Raw genomic sequence first — 23,036 nt, forward strand, 5'->3', positions numbered from 1 at the left:
TTACTATCTTCCGATAACGGTTCTGGAAAAGCCTTCTATTTGATCGAGGGCTTCTTCCCAGCCACTCGGGCTGCTTAAGTCCAAGCTCATTTGGTATTGGCGATAATACTTAGCAGGTTTCACTTGATTGTAGTTGAGGCGGGTAGGTGCTTGTTCAATTGAATTCGGATGTGCATCGGCGGATTGAATATCAAGGATCGGGATCGACATGGTGACTAATTGTTCGGCGATCGATTTACGCTGACTTTGCGGATCAATTAAATACTCAAATTCGCGATAAGCGTTGACGATGACTAGCACATCAGGGATGGGAATTTTTTTGTCATAAAGCAGATTCGTGACCATGCCGGCCGTGTCATCAATAACAATTAGAATCTTGCCGCCAGGAAATAAACTGGTGGTTGAGGTTAATTGGTTCAGGGCTTCATTGAGATTACTTTGCTGAAAGTTACGTAATTCAAGCAATTGAGACGACTCATACTTTGGGATACTTTTATTGCTGGTTAATTGCAGTTGTTCGGTGCCTGCTTTAGTGATTTCTTCTGGTTTTGTTGCATAGTTAGGCCGATATAGCCCTTTTGCTGGGGTTAAGCTAATACTTGCCCAACCGCGGGCATTAATATTGGTTCGTAAGTAGCTGGCTAAGCCGGCAGCATCAGCATCGGTGTCCGACGCAGCAATAATCATCGCTGAACCAAAGTGTTTTTTACTCTGCCAAGACCTTACAAGCACTTCAGTTTGTTTACCGTCAATAGTGATAAATTTGATTTCATCGGTAGGTAAGTAGCCGTAAGGTTGCTGTGCCTTTGCGCCAGGCGCTGCCAGTAATATGCTTATCGTTACGATTAATAACCGACTAAATTGTCCTAGTTGCACCATAACCTCGAGCGAATAACACCATAATGCGGTTAGCTTAATGTATAACCGCGAATAAAAACAATGCCCTGATATACAGGGCATTGGTTACACGACATGATTAATACAACATTATTTAATGCTAGTTAGCCGTTATACGTGGCTGACAAGTACCATACGTATTGCATCAAGCTGTAATTGACTGTTATCCATGTAGCCCGTTATCTCGGTCATTTGATTACGAATATATTCTAGCTCGTCTTCACGAATGTTCGGATTTACGGCTTTTAGGGCTTCAAGTCTTTCCAGCTCGCCTGTGAGTTGTTGAGTCATTTTAGCTCGAGCATTCACTACTAGCTGCTTAAGCGACTCTTTTGCATACTCTTCACCTTTGGCCAATAACGGATGTAAAATAGGCTGTGAGGCATTAACAAGCTTGCTAGCGATGTGACGGTTTACCGCACTTAGCTGTTTGTCAAAACTGGCGTAGTCCACTTTATCTGCCATATTAAGACCATTTTTATCCAATAACACCCGGATAGGTGTCGGTGGTAAATAACGGTATAACTGAGTCGATTTTGGGGCAGAGGCATCAGCCATGTAAATTAATTCTAAAAACAGCGTCCCCGCGGGAAGCGCTTTATTCTTTAGAATTGCCACACTGGTGGTGCCCGTTTCTGAGCCAGTGATTAAATCTAAGCCGGTTTGTACTAAAGGATGCTCTTGGGTGATAAATGCAATGTCATCACGAGACAAAGCGGTTTCACGATCAAACGTCACCGTAATACCGTCTTCATTCAGCCCAGGATAAGTAGGGAACATCATGTGCTCACTCGGGCGTAAAATGATTGAGTTTTCACCGCGATCTTCTTGATCGACACCAATAATATCCCATAAACGAATGACCGAACCGATGAGATGAGTATCGTTATCGCTGTCTGATAAACGCTTAATTAATGCATTGGCACGCTCGCCACCGTGAGAGTTTATCTCTAGCAGTTTATCGCGGCCTTGCTCCATTGCCTGTTTAAGCTCTTTATAACGATGCTGGGTGTGATTCAGCAATTGAGTCATCTGATCTTCATCATCGTCGCAAAGTACGTTAATCAGTTCATCGGCAAATTCGTTAAACAACACATGACCGCTCGGGCAGGTGAGTTCGAATGCATTTAATCCTTGATGATACCAACGCATCAATCTTTCTTGAGCGGTATCGCGCAAGTAAGGCAAATGAATTTGGATATCGTTTTGTTGCCCAATACGATCTAAGCGGCCAATACGTTGCTCTAACAAATCAGGATTGAGCGGCAAATCAAACAAAATCAAATGGCTAGCAAACTGGAAGTTACGTCCTTCGGAGCCAATTTCAGAACAAATTAATGCTTGGGCGCCGCCGTCTTCTTGAGCAAAGTAAGCGCCGGCTTTATCGCGTTCGATAATCGACATATCTTCATGGAATACCGTAGCTTGAATACCTTCGCGGGTTCGCAGCGCTTCTTCAAGGCTTAATGCAGTTTCAGCCTGGCTAGCAATAATCAGTACTTTTTTACTGCGATGCGATTTTAGGAACTCAATTAACCAGTCTACCCGTGGATCAAACTTCCACCAGCTGGCACTGTCATTTTCAAAGGCCTGGTAAAGCTTCTCAGGGCTTAATGCTTGTGCTGCTTTAGCCAGTGGCTGCTTGGCACTGCCCATCATGGCGTTAACGCGTTCAGCGGTCACGTACTGCGCAGGCATCTCATATGGATAAGCATTAAATATACGCTTCGGAAAGCCTTTTACTGATGCGCGACTGTTACGATAAAGTACGCGGCCAGTGCCATGGCGGTCGAGCAATTCTTGGAGCAATTCTTGACGTGCTGCTTGCTGTGATTCTGCATCAACCTCTTTTGACTGGATTAAACGAATGCTTGGCTCGATGTCTTTCTCGCTAAGCAACTCAGTTAAGCTGTTAATGGCACTGTCGGGTAATTTTTTATCCTGACTTAATGCTTCAGCTGCTTCTGCCACATCTTTGTAGCTTGCTTCTTCAGCTAAGAAAGCATCGTAATCATAAAAACGATCTGGATCGAGCAAACGTAAACGAGCAAAGTGGCTTTGATGACCGAGTTGATCAGGGGTCGCGGTAAGGAGTAATACACCAGGGACCACTTCACTTAACGCTTCGACGATTTTATAAGCGCGACTAGGGGCATCTTCTGACCATTCTAAATGGTGAGCTTCATCGACAACCATTAAGTCCCAATCAGCGTCTACAGCTTGTTCAAGACGCTTTTTCTTGCGCAGTAAATCAAGTGAACAAATAATTAACTGCTCGGTATAAAACGGATTGTCATTATCGGCATAAGCTTCTACGCATCGATCTTCATCAAATACTGAAAAGCGTAAATTAAAGCGGCGCAGCATTTCAACTAACCACTGGTGACGAAGTGTGTCCGGGACTATGACTAAAATACGTTCAGCACGACCAGTGAGTAATTGCTGATGAATAATTAAGCCAGCTTCAATGGTTTTACCTAAACCGACTTCATCGGCCAGTAATACGCGTGGAGCGTAACGGCTACCCACTTCATGAGCAATCCACTGCTGATGTGCAATTAAGCCTACGCGTGGGCCTTGTTGACCGAGTAAATCTGAGCTGGCTAATTTGTGGCGCAATAACTGACATTGATAACGCACCCCAAAACGTTCTAGGCGGTCAATTTGTCCGGCGAATAAACGATCTTGTGGTTTATTAAAGCGAATATTATGGCTTAGCATGGTCTCTCGAAGACTGACTTTTTCTTGAGTCTCGCTATGAATACCATGATAAATCACCAATTGGTTTTTTTCTTCAAGCTCTTCAATGGTGATACTCCAACCTTCACCGCTTTCGACAGTGTCACCTGGGTTAAAAATAACTCTGGTTAAGGGAGCTTCACTGCGAGAAAACATCCGGTTTTCTCCAGTGGCAGGGAATAGCAGCGTAACCATGCGGCCTTCAACTTGAACGACTGTTCCTAATCCGAGTTCTGACTCGGTATCACTTATCCAGCGTTGACCTAAGGCAAACGGCATCTTTTACTCTCATTTATTGCGTGAAACAAAAAAGGGGGCGTATGTTAAACCAAACCCATCCAGATTGAAATTTTAGCATTGATTTATCGTTTAGATGTTCATTTTTACACCATCTTGACATGTTAGCGTCACATTGACGTCATAGTGTGAAGCAAAGGCGATGATGATGACATTGAGTTTTTACCCGACAAGTGACATATTTTATTAAGGCAGCATTGCTCATGGCAATGACCTGTTTTCAATAGAGACTTTAATTATCCCTTTAATGTTATACGTTTAGTTAAGTTAAGTGATACTGATATCTATTCATTGAGAGCACTCTGGAGGCACCATGCAACGAAACGACAAAAAGTTGTTTGTACTGGATACCAACGTGTTACTGCATGAACCTTTAGCGATATATTCGTTTAAGGAACATGACGTAGTTATTCCCATGACAGTGTTAGAAGAGCTCGACAGTATAAAGGACCGCAAACGAGATGTGAGTCGTGATGCACGAGTGGCTATACGTGCATTAGAAGATATTCTGGGTGGTCCCACGACCCCAGAGCAAATTTTAAAAGGCGTTGCATTGCCTACTCGCGAAGAACATTCTCAAGTTTCTGGTCATTTATCGATTTTCCCAGATCATCAAGTCGAGTTTATTATCGGCTCGCTGCCTGGAGACAATAACGATAACCGCATTATCAACACCGCCCTGCATTTACAAAAAATCCATTTTCCCCGCACTGTCGTGTTAGTCACTAAAGACATTAACATGCGCTTAAAAGCCAAAGGTGCAGGTATTGAGCGCGTAGAAGATTACCGCAGCGATCAGTTGATTGATGATGTGCGTTTTCTCGCCAAAGGCTTTTATCAATTCTCTGGGGATTTTTGGCAAAATGTCGATAAAGTCTCCACCGAACGTAGAGGGTTGCATACGGTTCACCAAGTACCATTGGAACATCTTGGTAATGAAAACTTTTATCTTAACCAGTATTTAATCGATGAAAGCTCGGATTTTTGTGGTCGAGTAGTCAGTAAAACCGATAAAAATTTACAGATGATCGATCGCGGCCGTGATCGCTTATTACATCATGAAGCATGGGGAATTAATCCTAAAAATATTTACCAAGGTATGGCGCTAGATGCTTTGCTAGATCCTGATATTGAACTGATTATTCTGACGGGGCCAGCGGGTTGCGGTAAGACGCTATTGGCAATGGCGGCGGCATTAGAATTGGTCGTCGAACGTAAGTTATATGACAAAATTATCGTCACCCGTAATACCCCCGAAATTGCTGAGTCGATAGGTTTTCTTCCGGGTAGCGAAGAAGAGAAAATGACCCCTTGGTTGGCTGCGATAACCGATACGCTAGAAGTGCTACATAAAAATGATGTAAACCCAGCAGGTAGTGTTAATTACATAATGGAAAAAGCCAATATTCAGTTTAAGTCGATTAACTTTATGCGTGGCCGCTCTATTCAAAACTCGGTGGTTATTTTAGATGAATGTCAAAACCTAACCGCGTCACAAATTAAAACCATGATCACTCGTATGGGCGAAGGCACTAAACTGATTTGTAGTGGTAATTTAGCCCAAATTGACTCGACGTATTTAACACCGGTTACATCAGGATTAACTTACATAGTCGAACGTTTTAAAAACTTTGAAGGCAGCGCCAATATTTATCTTAATGGTGTCGTACGGTCTCGTTTAGCGGAGTTTGCAGAGGAGCATTTGTAACGGCTTAACTTGCTAAGGAAATCACTTTATTAATCATGGTTATATCCTGTCTATATACATAAGGTTACACAAGATAACCTTATGTATTTTCAATCGCCTACAATATGCCTTAATATTTGTAGTCTGTATTACTTGCAGGTTGGACAAGTATCTCTGGAGCCATTAATACATGTGCTTGAGCTTATCTTCCTGATATCATAATCATTACTGTTATAACTGCCGTTTTTGGTGTTATTCGTTCGACAGCGGGTCTTTTTTTACGCTGTATCAAGGGTGGTTAATGAAACCGACTGAGCCAGATTTACAACTAAAATCTCCTATTCAACGTAATTATAACCGAGCGGTGTTCTACACCTATATCGGGGTGATTGTGATGGCTTTGCTGACCGCTGGCATTATGTTTGAACGTCAAAAAGAGCAGCAAATTCAACAGCGAGAAGAACAAGTTGCCCGTCATGTTATGCAAATCGACTTATTGCTTGAGTCGAGCATTCGTGCGGTGAAAAGTTTGCGTGATGTGGCGGTGGACCATTTACGTTTGGGGGAGTTTGTTCGTAAAGAGCGCTTACCAGAGTATGAAAAATTTAACGAAGATGGCCAGTATTTCACCTTAGAACCTAATTATGCCAACAGCGGCGTGCCGTTCACCAATATGGGACGCATTACGGGTGCGGGTTCATTAGATGATCGTAGCGAGAGCTTTTATCAAGAGCTTGAAATGCTGTTTGAACTGTCATTATCCTTCCCAGTCGCGAAAGAAGCAGCGCCTAAAGCTTCGTCGATTTATTATATTTCTAAGCGTCGGATGATGTCATTTTATCCATGGGAAAATAATGACTTACGCTTTAGGGATGAGCTGCTCAATAAGAAACAATTTCAATTAGCGACACCTTCAATGAACCCACAACGGAGTGTGTTTTGGAGTGAGGCATACATCGACTCGACGAATCAGGGCTTAATTACTACGCTTGGGTTACCCGTGTACCTTGAAGATGAGTTTATTGGTTCGATTAACCTCGACATGACGTTATCATCGTTAGATAAACAAATTCGCACCTATTTTAAAATGCCAGGCACGGTGATTTTGCTTGATCAGCAAAATAATATTTTATCTCACAGTGATTTTGACTCCAGTGAAATGAATAAGGTTTATCACATAAGCCAGCGAATTCCGGCAGAGTTACATTCATTATCGGAATCTGAGCTATTTGATGCCCACGAAGGCATATTGCGAAACGGTTATTATATTCATAGTGTGGCACTGCATAACGCGCCATGGCGATTACTGTATTTGCAAGATGAAGATGATTTATTTAAAGATTCTTGGGACAAGCTGCAACTGAGTTTTCTGTTAGTGGTATTGGCTTTGTCGCTGCTGGTTACCATAGTGCATTGGCAAACTCGCCGAGCATTCGTTAGCCCTGCTTCACGCTTATTAACCCATCTAGAAGCATGTTCACAAACGCCTATCCGTCCGCCAGAGAAAATTACCCGTGGTTGGGAACCGTGGTTTGCGCTAGTGAGTCGTATTTTTGAAGAAAACCGTCAGTATACTCATCATCTTGCCGAACAAAACAAACGTCTTGATAACTTAGTTGCTAGGCGCACTCAGCGTTTACGTGAAACAACAGAGCGCCGTGAGCGAGAGTTTGCACTGTTACGATCATTGATCGATTCGATCCCTGAAGCGATCGTGTTTAAAGACAAAGAAGGCAAATACTTAGGCTGTAATAAGTCAGCTGAAAGAATGCTGGGTTATACCGAAAATGAGATTATAGGCTTAACGTCGTCAGAAGTGGTGAGCCCAGAGCAAGGCTTGCGCATTGGGGAAGAAGACAACAAAGTACTGACTCAGCAACATTCCTTGCGTTACCAAGAACGAGTCAATATTGAAGGTAAACCGGTATTACTCGATACCTTTAAATTACCGTTTTACAATCGCCGTGGCGATCTATTAGGTTTGATTTCTGTTTGGCGCGATATTACCCGTGAATATGAAGCTGCTGAACAGTTACGTATGTCTGAGCAACGTTATCATCTTGCTATGGATGCGGTAGAAGATGGCCTGTGGGATTGGTACATTGATTCTGAACAGATTATTTGTAATCCGGCTTTTTATTCTATGCTGGGTTATCAAGCTAATGAGTTTCCACCGTTACTCGAATCAATCGATGAGTTGTATCATCCTGACGATCGTGAACGGGTCCAAGAGTACCGCTCTCAATATGTGCGCGATCCGGTTGGCACTTATGAAATCGAATTTAGAATGCGCGGTAAAAATGACCAGTACTACTGGGTGTTATCCCGTGGTCGAGCGGTTGAGTTTTCTGAGGATGGTTGTAGTAAGCGGATGCTAGGTACTCATAAAGACATTACCCGCCAGAAGAGTAACGAAGTCGCCTTGCTTGAAGCAAAACAAGACGCCGAGTTAGCCAACATGTACAAGAGCGAATTTTTGGCCAACATGAGTCACGAAATTCGGACACCTATGAACGCGATTATTGGGATGTTGCAGTTAGCACAACGCACTAGCTTGACCGTGCAGCAACAAGATTATCTTAATAAAGCCGGTTTTTCTGCCCAATCGTTACTGCGAATTATTAATGACATTTTAGATTTTTCTAAAATTGAAGCAGGCAAATTAGAATTAGAAAGAGTCGCGTTTCCGCTGGATAAAGTGCTTGATCATGTTATTGATATTAATGCGCTTAAAGCGCAAGAAAAAGGCGTTGAATTACTGCTATATGCGCCTGTTACCGCAGGGCTTATTTTGTATGGCGATCCACTGCGTTTAGGTCAGGTCATCGTTAATTTATTGTCTAATGCGGTCAAATTTACCCAAACCGGTGAAGTTGAGCTGGGTTGTGAAGATGTGGGTGAGCGTGACGACCGTATTACCATGAAGTTCTGGGTACGCGATAGCGGTATTGGGATCAGTAAAGATCAACAAGCAATGCTGTTTGATGCATTCTCACAAGCCGATGGTTCAACCACACGTAAATATGGTGGCACAGGCTTAGGGTTATCTATCAGTAAACATTTAGTGTCGATGATGGGTGGTACCATGCAAGTTGAGTCCGAACTGGGCGCCGGCAGTACTTTTAGTTTTACCATTAGCTTTGAAATTGCCGAAGAACAAGTGATCGAGCCGCTGGTAGTGCCAGAACAGTTAAATAACCTGACAACGCTGGTGGTTGACGACAACCCAAGTGCATTACAAATTTATTCGACATTGATGACCGACTTTAGCTTTGGTGTAAACACGGCTGACAGTGGTCAAAAAGCACTGGATATATTGCGTAAAAAACCAGTCGATTTATTGTTGTTGGATTGGATGATGCCTGAAATGAACGGCTGTGATGTTATTAAGGCGATAGATGAAATGGTCGCAGATGGTAGCTTAGCAAAGCGTCCTATTATTATCTTAATGACCGCTTATGCTGCTGAACCGTTAGACCATGAGCTGCAAAAAAATTCTGTTTATGCCGTGTTACAAAAACCGTTTAAGGCCTCGGCGTTATTTGATGAAATTATTAATGCTTTTGCCAAAGAACCCAAGCTAAATGCAATGCCGGTTATTATTGAAGCAGAACCCGCTAAAGCCTCTGGCTTAGTATTGTTGGTTGAGGATAACTTTATTAACCAACAAGTGGCATCTGAATTACTCAAAAGTGCTGGTTATGAAGTTGTGATAGCCGATAATGGCCAAGTGGCATTAGATGTGATTGATTCTAAACCATTTGATGCAGTGTTAATGGATATTCAAATGCCGGTAATGGATGGATTAACTGCCACCGCCGAATTACGCAAACGTTATAGCAAACAACAAATGCCCATTATTGCCATGACTGCGCACGCAATGTCGGGTGATAAAGAAAAAAGTTTAGCAGCAGGCATGAATGCGCATATCACTAAGCCGATTGTGCTTACTGAATTATTTGAAACCTTATCTCATTGGATTACATATAAACATAATCATAAAGACGATTAGTATTTTTGAAGATAGGATATAAACGACAGGGAGATTAATTATGGTCCGCCGAAGTATTTCATTGGCGCTGTTGCTGGCAATCACACCAGCAACATTACTTTCTAACGCAGCAATGGCTGCCAGCGACTCAGCCCAAAAAATAATTAATAATGCTGAAGTGGCAAAAGGCTTTATCAATCTATTTTATGATGCCAAATCCGCACAGCTTTATTTACAAGCGGATAAGCTCAATCAACCCTTTCTATTGCTGACCAGTTTACCTCATGGTGTTGGTTCAAATGATATCGGTTTAGACCGTGGCCAGCTCGGCCAAACCCGAATGGTACAATTTGAACAGCATGGTCCTTATGTTGTGCTCAAGCAGCTTAATACCTATTTTCGCGCCTCCAGTGATAACGTTGCTGAGCGTCAAGCGGTCACACAAGCTTTTGCTGAATCGATTTTATGGCGCGGTAAATTAGTTGAAGGTAAAACGGCATTAGTCGCGATTAATGACCTAGTGATTAATGATTTGCATGGGGTGTCGGATGTATTAACGGCAACTAAGCAAGGTTTGTACAGCTTAGACAGCAGCCGCTCAGTGATATTGCCGCAAGAGATTAAATCGTTTGAACGTAATGCTGATATTAATGTTAATTTAACCTTTAAAGCCAGCAAAGCAGGCAAGCAAGTTGAGCAAGTTACTCCAGACGGTAAATTGTTGTCTGTTCAAGTGCGCTATTCCTTTGTGCAACTCCCTGATGTGGGTTATCAACCTCGTCGTTATCATCCCATGAGCGGTTATTTATCTGATGAATATGCCGATTATTCTACCGCAGTTGATCAACCACTGACTCAACGCCATTTGCTGCGCCACAGATTAGAAAAAGTTACTCCGGGTGATGCTCCCAGTAAAGTGGTTAAACCTATCATTTATTACCTCGACCCAGGTGTACCTGAGCCTATTCGCAGTGCATTATTGGAAGGTGCACGTTGGTGGGAAAGTGCATTTACTGATGCCGGTTTCATTGACGGCTTTAAAGTTGAATTGTTGCCAGAAGGTGCAGACCCTCAAGACGTTCGCTATAACATGATCCAATGGGTGCATCGCGCCACAAGAGGTTGGTCATATGGCGCAGCAGTAACCGACCCTCGTAGCGGTGAAATCATTAAAGGTAATGTCACGCTTGGCAGCTTAAGAGTACGTCAAGATCATCTTATTGCTCGAGGGCTAACGGCTGGTTGGCCTGATCGTAAAGCCGCTGCTGATGCCGCCATGGCATTGTCGCTTGCCCGTATTCGCCAGTTAGCAGCGCATGAAGTGGGCCATACCTTAGGGCTTGACCATAACTTTGCTGCATCAACAAACGATAATGCTTCGGTAATGGATTATCCGCATCCGTACGTGAGTATTCAAGGCGATAAAATTAATATTGCCACGCCTTACACCGAAGGAATTGGTGAGTGGGACAAATACACCATCGCTTATGGTTATGGAGGCCTTACGCAGACCGAGTCTTTGTTAACGTCGACCCTAACTAAAGGCTTTCGATATATTGGGGAAGCAGACTCTCGTAGTGCCAGCGCCAGTAATGCATACGCCAGTTTATGGGATCGTGGTAACGATGCGGTAGCAGAGTTAGTACGTTTAGAAACAGTGCGTCGTAAAGCGATGGATGACTTTAACTCAGATGCTTTATTAGCCGGTGAACCTCATGGCGAATTAGCCGATGTATTTGTGCCCATATATTTGCTCACGCGTTATCAAATAGAAGCCGCAGCAAAGTGGATTGGCGGGACGGATTACAGTTATCAGCAAGTAGGTTCTGGCGTACGTTGGAATTATATTCGGCCTAAAATGCAACTTGCTGCGCTCGATGCATTATTGGCGAGTTTGCAAACAGAGAGCTTGTTAGTACCAAGTAATGTGTTGCAAGCGTTAGTGCCAAAAGCCGGTAATTATCGAAAAACTCGTGAAAGCTTTGGATCAAACTTAGGCGTGATAACTGATCCTGTGGCGATGGCAGAAGTGTTGAGCCGTCATATTGTGGCGCAATTATTAACCCCTGAACGTTTAAACCGTGTCAGTCAGGCCTATATGGAAGACAGTCAGCAACTGTCGGTGGTTCAATTAATCGATAAGCTTGCGGGTGCCAGTTTGTATCAAGACTTACCGAGTGGACAGGGCCTAGCGATGCAAATGCGCGTCAATACAGTGGTGATTGATAGTTTGTTAGCAACGTACCATAGCCCTAAAACAGCGCCCGAAGTCAAAGCACAGTTAGCCGCAAGAGTTGACTATATTATTAAGCAACTTAAACGCCGCAGTAACCGTGGCAGCGATTATCAATCGGCGCATTACGATTGGCTGTTTCAAGGTATCACTAAAGGCATGACAGATCCTACTTATCGATTAATCACCAAGCCGGTGGACCTGCCTCCTGGCTCGCCAATTTAAGTGTTGGCTGATAGTGTTTGGTGAGAGTGTTGAGTGATGTATAGCGGATAATACGCGACCTCTATTGGGGTCGCGTATTGCTTTGTATCAACGCAACAGCATGATGATAGTGTTTGGAGTATGGCTATTTTGTTTGCGGTAAAGTGGCTTCTGCAACGATGACTTTAGGGTTTCTAGGGTAGAAATCATCTGCTTTACGATCGATATGGCTAAATTGGCGAGTGTTTTTATAGGGCAGTTTCATAAAACCTGAAATGCCATGACCTTGAATTTTATTTGCGTGAGTAATAATTCGATCCAAACAGGCTCGAAATGCCGCCTGTTTTCGTGGATTTAATAAACGTAAGTAACTGTGGATTTTTAAATGGTTTGGTAGCGCTTCAAAAATAATACAGCCAGTATGGTGGATTTGATTTAACCACCCCAGTTCGGTCATGATTTCTGCTGGCAGTTCCAAGTTTTCTTCCGGATCTTTACCGTCTTCAAAGTATGAGTGCAGCCGAGATTTATCTTCTAAGGTGGGCACATCACCGACCTCAAAAGGCATTTGCAGTTCACCGGTTATTTTATATTGGTGCTCGGTACTTTTTCGCTCAAGGTGTAAGGTGTCTTTGGCATTAAAGAAGCAAGCCTTGAACACCCCAATCCGCTTAATTCCTCGCGCCATGGTGACCATATTATTTACTGCTAACACTAACGGCGCTTTACTGTCGGGATCGTAAATAGCTAAATTGGAGTCGATAAACACCCCAGACTCTTGCCAATGGATCACCAAACCCCCGACGATTGGATACTGTGCTAAACGGCCTACTGCGGCAATAAAGCCTTTTTCGGTATCGGCCATACCCACCATAAAATTGCGATAGTATTTTTCTAATTGCACATCATCCATTTTGGCAATGGGATCTAGAGTATTGTGCTCTTTCAAAAACGATTTACGCGAGCTGTAACTTACGGTTTCGACGGCTTTAGATCGCGGTTGAGCCCACACCGGAATGTCGGGTGCTAGCGGAGGTGTCGATAATATCGGCAAATGCATTCGATGGCTGTGGCGCAGGCTTTTGAGAAAGTAGTCACCCGCAAGATTGCGCCGTTCAACATCATCACTGAGCATTGCATCGAGTGTTTTTGCCAGTTCGATAGGTAATCCTATGCTGGTGGCTGGAATGATTTTTGTGCCGAAACGGCTAATTTGTCCTGATGCGAGCGCATATAAGGTTGCAGCAGCGCCTTGCTCGTCGAATCGAGGCGTAGATAACGCACCGCTTAGTTGTTCGTCACCAATAAAATACACATCGCCCATGCGCGCGTTAGTGTGCTGTTGGTCGCTTGATAGTAAGGACATGACATTGTCATCGACCGCGCGGCCGTGTTCATCTCGCTGAGCAAATACCGCAGATCCCCAATCGATTAACGACAATTTGTCGGTTTCAATATCATAAACCAAGTTAGATGGCTTAATATCGCCATGCACTAAAGGCTTACCCTTACGCAGATAATATAAAATATTGGCTAATTGTCTCGCAATACTGACGATAATTACCGGCGGTAAAGCCCCTAATCGCTGGCAAATTTTGTCGAGGTCTTCGCCTTGAGCTCGCTCCATTACTAAAATGCCTTGCTTACCGACCCGCTCGAATTTTATCGCCCCAGGTATATTTGGGTGTTTTACTTGGCTAAGCATATAGGCTTCTTCTTCAAGCCTATCTTGGACGCTTTGGGGTAAATTTACCCTTGAGAATTTAAACACATGTGATTGGCTAAACTCATTGATACCCGCAAATACAAAGCCATAGGCTCCCTTACCAATAAATTCAATTTGCTGATATCCCAATTTACTTAGCTGTTGCTTACACAAGCGGATCCAGGCCTTATGCTTGCGTGCATCATTGGCGCTGAGCAGATAGATGGACTGCTCTTCATTGATATAAAAGTGTTGCAGTTGCGGTGTTTGCAAAGGTAAGCCTCCTTTTTAAGCCCATTAAACCTTGATTAACCTTACTGCGGCAAGTGCTTCTTATATAAAACAACAGATTCCATCCACACATCAGCGCAGTCTATTTAAACATGGCTGTTCTTTTATTAAAAACCGCCCAGTATTGTTTTGTGAGCAAGCTTTTTGATTTGTAAATGGTCGCTTCCTATCTAAAAAATTATGATAAGTAAACCTTGACCTATATCAAATCAAAATCAATCAACACTCGGTACTATGGCTGTACTAGTTAATCAACGTTTTTGTGAGAGGTTATATGCATAATATAAATAAAGCTGATTTAATTCAGCTATTTAATTTTCCTCGGCAGCGAATTTTACAATCAATGGAAGTCACCCATTGTCCCCATGCAGTGTTTTTTAATCAAAGTGATGAGCAATGCATAACCTGTCATCAGGGGGAGGAGTGTTTATGGATTAATCATAACGATGAAATGGTTGCGCTTGAGATGAAGTCGGTTGACCAATTAAAGCAACAATTATTAATAGCGGTCGATTACATTGACTCAAATTTAAGCCCACACCACATGTCGCGCAGAAAGTGCCAATGTGAAAACTGTCGTTGGTTAAGGCAAGTACAAATGACACTAGACGGTAAAGCTTAGGCAGTTGAATGCCAAATCATTAAGGGAGGTTGCATCCTTTTTTTTTAGTCTTTAAAGTAGCCAGCATCTCATTAGCAACTTGACTGAAGAATAGCATCATGGAACCCAGCTTTTGGCATGAAAAATGGCAGTTACAACAAATTGGTTTTCACCAAAACCAAGTGAACCCTTTTTTAGTAAAATATTGGTCGCATATTGGTTTGAATGAAAACACTGAGGTATTCGTTCCTCTATGTGGTAAATCATTGGATATGTTTTATTTGGCCGAGCAGCGCCATACTGTGCTGGGATGTGAACTCAATACCCTCGCAGTTGAACAATTTTTTACCGACAATGATCTTACTTATCAAGTTAATCATACCGACGAACATGTAGTCTTTTCTGCCGATCAAGTCACCTTATATCAAGGGGATATTTTTACTCTACCCAAAAGTGCAACAGCGTCGATTAGTGGTTTTTACGATCGTGCTGCCCTGATTGCGTGGCCAGAAGAAATGCGCCAACAGTATGTTAAAGCACTCGCTGCGCTTATACCGGCGAATGTAAGTGGCTTATTAATTACCCTAGATTACCTACAAGATACTCTGAAAGGGCCGCCATTTGCAGTCAGTCCAGATTGGGTTAAAAGCTATTTAACACCATATTTTGATGTTGAATTATTGGAGTGTGTTGATGTACTGGCTGACAATCCGAGGTTTATGAATAAACACGTGCCTTGGCTTAATGAAGCCGTTTATAAGTTGACCCGAAAATCATAAACAGACCCTAAAACCTACCTATAACATCGGTAGGTTTTTTTATAACAGGCTAAGTCGGCTGTTTTCTGTAGACTAGCAAATGAATAATCAAAGGATCCGCAATGAACTTCAGTGATAAACCTGACCGCACATCGTCAAAAGCCCATAAATGGGAAAAATACAAAGGTACAGATATATTGCCTATGTGGATTGCTGATACTGAGTTTCGCTGTGCTGAGCCTATTTTGTCTGCCTTACATCAGCGCATTGATGATGGCCTGTTCGGTTATACCCTTCCAGCTCACGATACCGATGCCAGTGAGGCCGTTGTGGCGTGGTGTCAACGTCAATATAACTGGAAGATTGATCCTAGTTGGCTAGTGTGGACTCCGGGTGTGGTGCCTGCATTTAATGTGGCTATTCAAGCTTATTGCCAAGCAGGTGATACGGTTATCGTACAAACACCCAATTATCCTCCTATATTGGCTGCACCGGCAATTAATCATCTCAAGCGAACTTGTATCGGCTCGATAGAAGTGGATGGTCGCTGGACACTCGATTTTGATGCCTTGGAAGAGGCTGCTGCGGATCCTAAAGCCAGCTTATTTATTATGTGTAATCCAATGAATCCGCTTGGAACCGTCTTAAACCAAGCAGAACTCGACACAATTGCAGCAATATGCAGAAAACATGGCGTCATGCTGTGCTCGGATGAAATACACTGTGATTTAATTTTAGATGAGGTGCCACATTTACCCGCCAGTGCACACCCAGAATTGGCTGAGTATTCAGTGACATTAATGGCCGCCAGTAAAACATTCAATATCGCGGGATTAGGTACGTCTTTCGCTATTATTCCAAACGAAAAATTAAGAGTAGCATTCAACCATGCAGCCCGCGGCAGGTTACCATCGGTAACAGTCACAGGTCTTACCGCCACTAATGCAGCCTTCAGGCATTGCGATGAGTGGCATCAACAACAAGTGGCGTATTTAACTGAAAATCGTGATTATCTAGTGACTGAAATCAACAACATCGACGGTTTAAAAGCTATCTCACCCGCGGCGACTTTTTTACTGTGGGTTGATGCCAGCGGTTTACAAGTCCCCGATACGCAAGCCTGGTGTGAAGCCAAAGGTGTCGGCCCATCAGCGGGCAGAGACTTTGGTGATAAAGACTGTTTTCGCTTGAACTTCGGCTGTTCACGAGATTACTTAGTCGAAGCAATTAAAAAACTGCAGGGCAGAGACGTTTAACCACCGGCAAAACTTTTTTTTACGGGTAATATCAATATAAAGTAAAAAAATTGACCCTTTATCCAGTAGTTAATCGTATGAATATAGAATAAGAATTAAAGGAACGTGTTTCACGATGACATTACCTATACAAAACGCTCAAGGAATGGCTAAACGATCCGCAACATTTGTTGACTCTGGATCATTGCGCCGAACCCCTACACTGGACAGTGGCACCGTGGATGATAAGCGCCAAGAAATAGCGCTATACTTCACCAACACCTTTGATACCTATACGCAACTGTTTGATTGTTTGCGCGACGATACTGGTTTCTATCAAAAACCTATACCTTTGCGCCACCCGCTTATTTTTTATCTTGGGCATACGGCCACTTTTTTCATCAACAAGCTACTATTGGCAAAACTGATATCCGATCGGATTAATCCTCATATGGAATCTATTTTTGCTGTGGGCGTTGATGAAATGAGCTGGGATGATTTGTCTGAAGACAGTTATGACTGGCCCAGTGTTGCTGCGGTAAAAGACTACCGTGCAAAAGTGCGCGCCACAGTATTAACATTAATTGATACCTTGGACCTTGCCCTACCCATTGATTGGGAAAATACCTGGTGGCCCATCGTCATGGGTATTGAGCACGAGCGTATTCACCTTGAGACATCGTCGGTACTCATTCGCCAACATGAGTTGGCTAAAGTCCAGCCATTACCTCAATGGCCAGCTTGTAAAGATGCTGGCCAGGCGCCAAAAAATAAACTAATAAGCGTCGCAGCTGGCTCAGTTAATCTTGGACAATCATTTGATAGTGCATTTTATGGCTGGGACAATGAATATGGCCAACATCAGGCTGAGGTAGCTGAGTTTAAAGCCAGCCAATATTTAGTCAGCAATCAGGAGTTCCTCGAGTTTGTTGAGGACGGTGGTTATGAGCATAATCGTTTTTGGAGTGATGAAGGTCTGGCTTGGCGGCAATTTACTGAGGCAAAACACCCAGCATTTTGGCGTTGGCACAATGGCTGGCGCTTGCGCTTAATGACGGAAGAAATTGATATGGCTTGGGACTGGCCTGCCGAAGTTAACTATCATGAAGCGAAAGCGTTTTGTGAATGGAAGACTGAAGAAACTGGACAGAAAATTCGCATGCCAACTGAAGACGAATGGTATCGATTGTGTGCACAAGCGGGCGTAGAAGAGCTGGGTAGCAGCGCGGCCAATGCAAACTTGCATCTCGACCATTTTGCATCATGCTGCCCGGTAACACGCTATCAACATGGCAATTGGTTTGATGTGGTGGGCAACGTATGGCAATGGACTGAAACGCCTATTTACCCCTTCGATAACTTTAAAGTACATCCACTGTATGACGATTTCACCACGCCAACTTTTGATGGTAAACACAACTTGATCAAAGGTGGTTCATGGATTTCAAGTGGAAACGAAGCGCGTCTTAGTGCACGTTATGCATTTAGGCGTCACTTTACGCAGCACGCCGGATTTCGTTATATTGCCTCTGAAGTTGATGCAACGTCTCCTAAGGCTTACTACGAAAGTGACCAATTATTGTCAGAATATGCAGAGTTTCACTTTGGTGACACCTGGTATGGCGTAGAGAATTTTCCTAAAGCTTTAGCTGATATTGCACTTGAGGCAATGAAGGGTAAACCCACCGGTAAAGCACTTGACTTAGGTTGTGCCTGTGGCCGAGCAAGTTTTGAGTTGGCCCGCCAGTTCGATGAAGTAGACGGTATTGATTTTTCAGCAAACTTTACTCGCCTAGCAGCTAAAATGGCGCAGCAAGGCGCAGTGCGTTACGCCCGTGCCGAAGAAGGCGAATTAGTGAGCTATCATACTCGTACCCTGCAAGAATTAGGGTTGGACACTTATGCAAACCGTGTCGCATTTCATCAAGGCGACGCCTGTAACCTCAAATCCCAATTCACGGCTTATGATTTAGTTTTAGCAGCTAATTTGATTGACCGACTCTACCAGCCGAGTCGTTTTCTGGCGGATATGGCACAGCGCATCAATGATGGCGGCTTGCTTATTATTGCATCGCCTTACACGTGGTTGGAAGAACATACACCTAAGGAAGAGTGGATAGGTGGTTTCAAAAAAGATGGTGAAAACTACAGCACGTTAGATGGCTTGAAAGATCAACTATCAAGCCATTTTAAGTTGGTTGGTGAGCCGCGCAAAGTCCCGTTTGTGATCCGCGAAACTCAGCACAAGTTTCAGCATACTTTGTCTGAACTTACGGTTTGGGAGCGCTTGCCACGCTGATAAGTGTCTCAATTTCTTGAGCAATCAATTTGTGGTCTGCCAGTTGTTCAAACCAGCTGGTGGCCACAGCATCGCTTTGCAATCCCAGTAAGGTTCCCAGCACTATTCCTCGATGTACGTTGTCACCGCCTAAGTTAGTATTCACTCGCAGTGCTTGCCAAGGATCATTTTGGTATTTACAGGCCAGATACAAGACGACAGGCCAAGAATCTGAAATATAACATGCCCTTGAAAATATTTGGCCGACGACCTGATTGTCGGGCACATTACGTTTTAACAGACCGGCTAAATTAGTACTGGTTAGGCCTATGCTTGCTTCAAGTAAAAGAGCCTTAACGCCTGCTTCATCCGGCCCATCCATCAGAGCGCACAACAGTTGCACGTAGCTATCACATACCTGCATTAAAGATTCATCAGGATGGGTTAAGGCCAGATGCGCTCGGCAGGTAATCTTTATTTCGGCTTCGCTTATGCCCTTAAGTCGTTCTGAAAAAACCAAAGGTGCTATGGTCACCAATGCACCAATAGATGCCGTGTCGTGAGTTATCATGCCACAGTTTTCAGGCTTGCGTCCCTGCGCCAAGTTAGCAAAAAATCCTCTATGGTAGGACTCTGCATAAGTATCGGGATGAGCGGCGGGAGTCATTGTCATAAAGTCAATGTAGGCATTAACAAATGCTTGTCGGTCATAGGGTTGTGGCGAACTCGCCAGGGTGCGCATCACTACTCGAGCGCAATGGGCGTTGAGGGTGTTTTCACCCGCCTGCATGCCTTGATGATAATGCACATTCGGTTTGTCCCAAAACTGCGCCTTATCTTTTAAAATAATATCGCCTACCACTTGCGGCGACTGATCGTTAGCTGAATGCCCCTTAGACGACCGATCATTGGACTGTCGCCCCCCTTTATGTTTGGAGTGCAAGGACATAATAGATGAAGGGTGAAACTCAGGTGCGGCCTCAAAGTGCTCAATACCACCAGTAAAGGCACGCTCGATTTCCATTGGTTGATAATACCAATGCACTGGCATGGCCAAAGCATCAGCAATAAAGCTTGTTTTAAGTGCCCAGGTAACGCGAAGTGGCTGAGAAGGGTTGTGATTCATGATAATGCCTCTTTCACATGGTAAAAAAGAATACGTATCTGCATTAGATACAGCAACAATAGACTCCGCAACAATAGGTTGTGAATCGATAACGAATGGATAATTTTTACCATGTGAATATTGATTAAAAACGTATGTGGTCATACTAGATACGTTATTTATACAAAACTAGACGTTTTTTTAAGGCAATAGGCTAAATTTATTTCGCAACCAAAATCTTCAACCCGACAAGCGCAATAGCTTTTTGAGTATGGGGAGGACGTAGAGGATATCGAGGATGTAACCCATTGAGTTTATAAATGTGCCTGTAAATGAGCTTGTAAATGAATGTATAAATAATCATGTGCAGCACTCTGTGATGATATATCTTTTGAGTTGGCTTTTACTTGGTTGCTAACCTACTGGTTGTAATAGATAAAATGTTTATTTTTAATATCCTGCTTGTTTGTAGTTTACCCAATTACTTGTGCTGATATACTCAGCTTCATCCCAATTGTTACCATAATGTGTGCCAATGTCTGTAATCACTCCCAACTTACCCCGTAGCCCTAGTTTTTTGCAGTCTCTTATCTGTTTTAGCGTGATTATCATCACCATAGCGGGTGGACTTTTTGGTCTAGGGATCAGCCTGCATACACTGATGTTTCTGTGCTTGTTATGGATAGGACTCAACGCTTTTAGTCTTGGTTACGGCTATATACATATACGTGAGTTGATGACTAGTGCCCTTACCAGAGCCATGCCTGCCATCTATATATTTATATTGATCGGCATGGTGATTGCTAGTTTTATGCACAGTGGCACCATCGCCACGCTTATTTATTATGGTCTTAGTTGGCTGAGTCCGAGTTTGTTTTTGGCCGTTGGTTTATTACTGTGCGCCTTGATGTCGCTAGCAACTGGAACATCTTGGGGTACTGTCGGCACCTTAGGCGTGGTTTTTATTGGCATCGGCTCTGCGATGAATATTCCACTGCCTTTAGTCGCAGGTATGATTGTCTGCGGTGCAACTTTCGGTGATAAAATGTCGCCGATTTCAGATACCACAAACCTCGCTGCTATGAGTGCTGGCACGGATCTCTATCGACACATTTACTCCATGCTGTTCACCACAACGCCGACCTTTATCCTCACTTTCTTAATATTTCTAGTGATCGGATTGAACTATAGTGAACAAAATCTAGACTTGGCAGAAGTTACCTCAATTCAAACTGCACTTGCCAACAATTACAGCCTTACGCCGCTGATTACGTTATTACCACTGATTTTACTCGCGGTACTGAGCATTAGAAAAGTGCCCGCAGAAGTGACGATGTCATGCAGCATAATACTCGCCGTACTAATCGCGATTTTTTATCAGCAAGAAAGTGCTATCTCCGTGCTTAATGCACTGTGGGAAAATACGCCCGAATCAACGGGTATCCCCAGTTTAGATGCTTTGCTTGGTCGCGGCGGCATTAGCAGTATGAGCTGGACCTTGCTGCTGGCGTTAATGGCTATCGCGCTAGGCGGCATTTTACACGGTGCGGGATTTCTCACCGCACTATTAGCCGGCATCATAAAAAGAGTGCAGCGCACCGCCACCCTTATTACGACGACGATTATGTCCGGTTTTTTAGGTAACATTGCTATGGGAGAGGCTTATATTTCGATTATTCTCAGTTGCCAACTGTTTAAGCCCAAATATGAGCAACAAAATTTAGAGGCCGCCATTCTTTCGCGCTCAGTTGAAGAAGGTGCCACTATGACTACAGGCCTTATTCCGTGGACCACAGCTGGTGCCTTTTATACCGCCACTCTAGGGGTAGACGTACTTGACTACGCGCCCTATGCTTTTTTCAACTACCTTAATGCCATCATAGCAGTGGCAATGGCCGCCTTTGGTATTGGTCTTCTCAAACCGAAAACTAAACCAGCTTTGGCGTAAAGGATATTAATCTCTTATCAATCCATAGGGCTGTTAGCGTTAAGACTGTAAATTTAGCCAATGCTTGAGCTGAATCGACCGCCATAGCGTTTAACATTTTTTATAGCATTGTTTTTATAACATAGTATTTATAACATTGATTATAAATACTATTAGCTACACTTCGTCTTCAAAGATACTTTCAATAGGTAGCTTGAATAAACGTGCCGCTTTAAAGGCTAATGGCAAACTAGGATCAAACTTACCAGTTTCGATCGCATTGATCGTCTGCCTGGAAACATTAAGTAAGTCTGCTAGTTGTGCTTGGGTCAGGTCTTGCTCTGCCCTGAGTACTTTTAGGCGATTTTTCATTGGTACTTCCTATGGCCTAAAATAATACCGACTAAATAGGTGAGTCCCATAATGATCACCAAGTGAGAAATTTCCGCGTGACCAGCTATTAAGTTTGTTGTGTCTAAATTTGAGTAGCTCAAGCCAACAATTAGCCCCACCCCCAGACTGAGGCCCATCGCATTTAATTGAATTTTTTGCTGCAATTCATCTAAGCCAAGTAGTTGGCGTCTATTGGCTAAAATCATCCCGATACCCATCATGAAATTAATGCCAATGGCCATTATGGTGATGACATCTTGTTGCCAAATAAATTGTGGACCAAAGTTGGCGACGGCCATACTTATCACCCACGCTAAAGTCCATTTTGCTAAACGAGCTGTATTATGTTTGTTGGTATTTTTCCAGTCTTGATTGTGTGTTAGTGGCGACATTATCAACATTCCCTTGGTCGTGTTTAGTTGTCATTATGTCAACTAAGCTTGACTTTAAGTTATCGCAATCTATTAATGCTTGTCAAGTAAGCTTTACTTTTTCGAGGTGTTGTAAATTAACCTCAACTCGGGTTAAAAGGTGGGATATGTAAGGCAAAATATAATATTCGGCCTATTTCATATCAAACTTGTTATAGCCAGTTGCACACGTGTAAGTGAACCATTATGTTCACTTACAGATTAAAGTTTGACGAACAATCACACTTCTGTCGGCACTATTTTTGTATAGTGCCAAGGGATTTA

At 43.3% G+C, this 23,036-nt stretch carries 14 protein-coding genes; 8 read left to right on the forward strand and 6 right to left on the reverse strand.

Going from position 1 to position 23,036, the window contains the following annotated elements:
- Positions 1–3 precede the first annotated feature (3 nt).
- Both AAEY97_RS07120 and rapA read right to left on the reverse strand, forming a co-directional pair.
- Positions 4–879: an alpha/beta hydrolase family protein gene (locus tag AAEY97_RS07120; RefSeq protein ID WP_243756324.1), complete on the reverse strand. Its 876-nt coding sequence runs from the start codon at positions 877–879 to the stop codon at positions 4–6.
- Between the two features lie 129 nt (positions 880–1,008).
- A complete protein-coding gene (gene rapA, locus AAEY97_RS07125) occupies positions 1,009–3,915 on the reverse strand; it encodes an RNA polymerase-associated protein RapA (RefSeq protein WP_101085147.1) in 2,907 nt (968 codons plus the stop codon).
- 331 nt (positions 3,916–4,246) lie between these two features.
- Here rapA and AAEY97_RS07130 point away from each other — a divergent pair, with 331 nt between their 5' ends.
- The 3 genes from AAEY97_RS07130 (at position 4,247) to AAEY97_RS07140 (ending at position 12,069) form a co-directional block, all read left to right on the forward strand.
- A complete protein-coding gene (locus AAEY97_RS07130; RefSeq protein ID WP_350997642.1) occupies positions 4,247–5,641 on the forward strand; it encodes a PhoH family protein in 1,395 nt (464 codons plus the stop codon).
- Between the two features lie 280 nt (positions 5,642–5,921).
- Positions 5,922–9,632: a response regulator gene (locus tag AAEY97_RS07135; protein ID WP_182743097.1), complete on the forward strand. Its 3,711-nt coding sequence runs from the start codon at positions 5,922–5,924 to the stop codon at positions 9,630–9,632.
- A gap of 40 nt (positions 9,633–9,672) precedes the next feature.
- Complete coding sequence (locus AAEY97_RS07140; RefSeq protein WP_350997646.1) at positions 9,673–12,069, forward strand: zinc-dependent metalloprotease; 2,397 nt, start codon at positions 9,673–9,675, stop codon at positions 12,067–12,069.
- 124 nt (positions 12,070–12,193) lie between these two features.
- Here AAEY97_RS07140 and AAEY97_RS07145 read toward each other — a convergent pair whose 3' ends face one another.
- The gene (locus AAEY97_RS07145) at positions 12,194–14,026 is read right to left on the reverse strand and encodes a protein kinase domain-containing protein (RefSeq protein ID WP_101085153.1); all 1,833 of its coding nucleotides are present in this window, start codon (positions 14,024–14,026) and stop codon (positions 12,194–12,196) included.
- A 292-nt stretch (positions 14,027–14,318) separates the two neighbouring features.
- Between AAEY97_RS07145 and AAEY97_RS07150 the strand changes: the two genes are divergently transcribed.
- The 4 genes from AAEY97_RS07150 (at position 14,319) to ovoA (ending at position 18,937) form a co-directional block, all read left to right on the forward strand.
- Positions 14,319–14,666, forward strand: a complete 348-nt coding sequence (locus tag AAEY97_RS07150; protein ID WP_101085154.1) for a hypothetical protein — start codon at positions 14,319–14,321, stop codon at positions 14,664–14,666.
- Positions 14,667–14,764: 98 nt separating this feature from the next.
- Positions 14,765–15,424 carry a thiopurine S-methyltransferase gene (locus AAEY97_RS07155; protein ID WP_162023909.1) on the forward strand — a complete coding sequence of 220 codons (660 nt, stop codon included), beginning with the start codon at positions 14,765–14,767 and terminating at the stop codon, positions 15,422–15,424.
- Between the two features lie 101 nt (positions 15,425–15,525).
- Positions 15,526–16,659, forward strand: coding sequence for a MalY/PatB family protein (locus tag AAEY97_RS07160; RefSeq protein ID WP_350997651.1), 1,134 nt, complete (start codon positions 15,526–15,528; stop codon positions 16,657–16,659).
- A gap of 115 nt (positions 16,660–16,774) precedes the next feature.
- Positions 16,775–18,937, forward strand: coding sequence for a 5-histidylcysteine sulfoxide synthase (gene ovoA, locus AAEY97_RS07165; protein WP_350997654.1), 2,163 nt, complete (start codon positions 16,775–16,777; stop codon positions 18,935–18,937).
- On the opposite strand, the gene AAEY97_RS07170 is transcribed toward ovoA, so the two are convergent.
- Positions 18,909–20,042 (reverse strand): ADP-ribosylglycohydrolase family protein, encoded by a 1,134-nt coding sequence (locus AAEY97_RS07170; protein ID WP_350997696.1) that lies wholly within the window; start codon positions 20,040–20,042, stop codon positions 18,909–18,911. The two genes, ovoA and AAEY97_RS07170, sit on opposite strands and share 29 nt — an antisense overlap.
- 514 nt (positions 20,043–20,556) lie before the next feature.
- On the opposite strand from AAEY97_RS07170, the gene nhaC reads away from it, so the two are divergent.
- Positions 20,557–21,969 (forward strand): Na+/H+ antiporter NhaC, encoded by a 1,413-nt coding sequence (nhaC, locus tag AAEY97_RS07175; protein WP_350997657.1) that lies wholly within the window; start codon positions 20,557–20,559, stop codon positions 21,967–21,969.
- Between the two features lie 156 nt (positions 21,970–22,125).
- Here nhaC and AAEY97_RS07180 read toward each other — a convergent pair whose 3' ends face one another.
- A complete protein-coding gene (locus tag AAEY97_RS07180; RefSeq protein ID WP_162023905.1) occupies positions 22,126–22,320 on the reverse strand; it encodes a helix-turn-helix transcriptional regulator in 195 nt (64 codons plus the stop codon).
- Positions 22,317–22,733 carry a hypothetical protein gene (locus AAEY97_RS07185; RefSeq protein WP_101085159.1) on the reverse strand — a complete coding sequence of 139 codons (417 nt, stop codon included), beginning with the start codon at positions 22,731–22,733 and terminating at the stop codon, positions 22,317–22,319. The genes AAEY97_RS07180 and AAEY97_RS07185 overlap by 4 nt, the downstream gene beginning before the upstream one ends.
- Positions 22,734–23,036 lie beyond the last annotated feature (303 nt).

The organism is Shewanella sp. TB7-MNA-CIBAN-0143 (genome assembly GCF_040310065.1).
GTDB lineage: Bacteria > Pseudomonadota > Gammaproteobacteria > Enterobacterales > Shewanellaceae > Shewanella.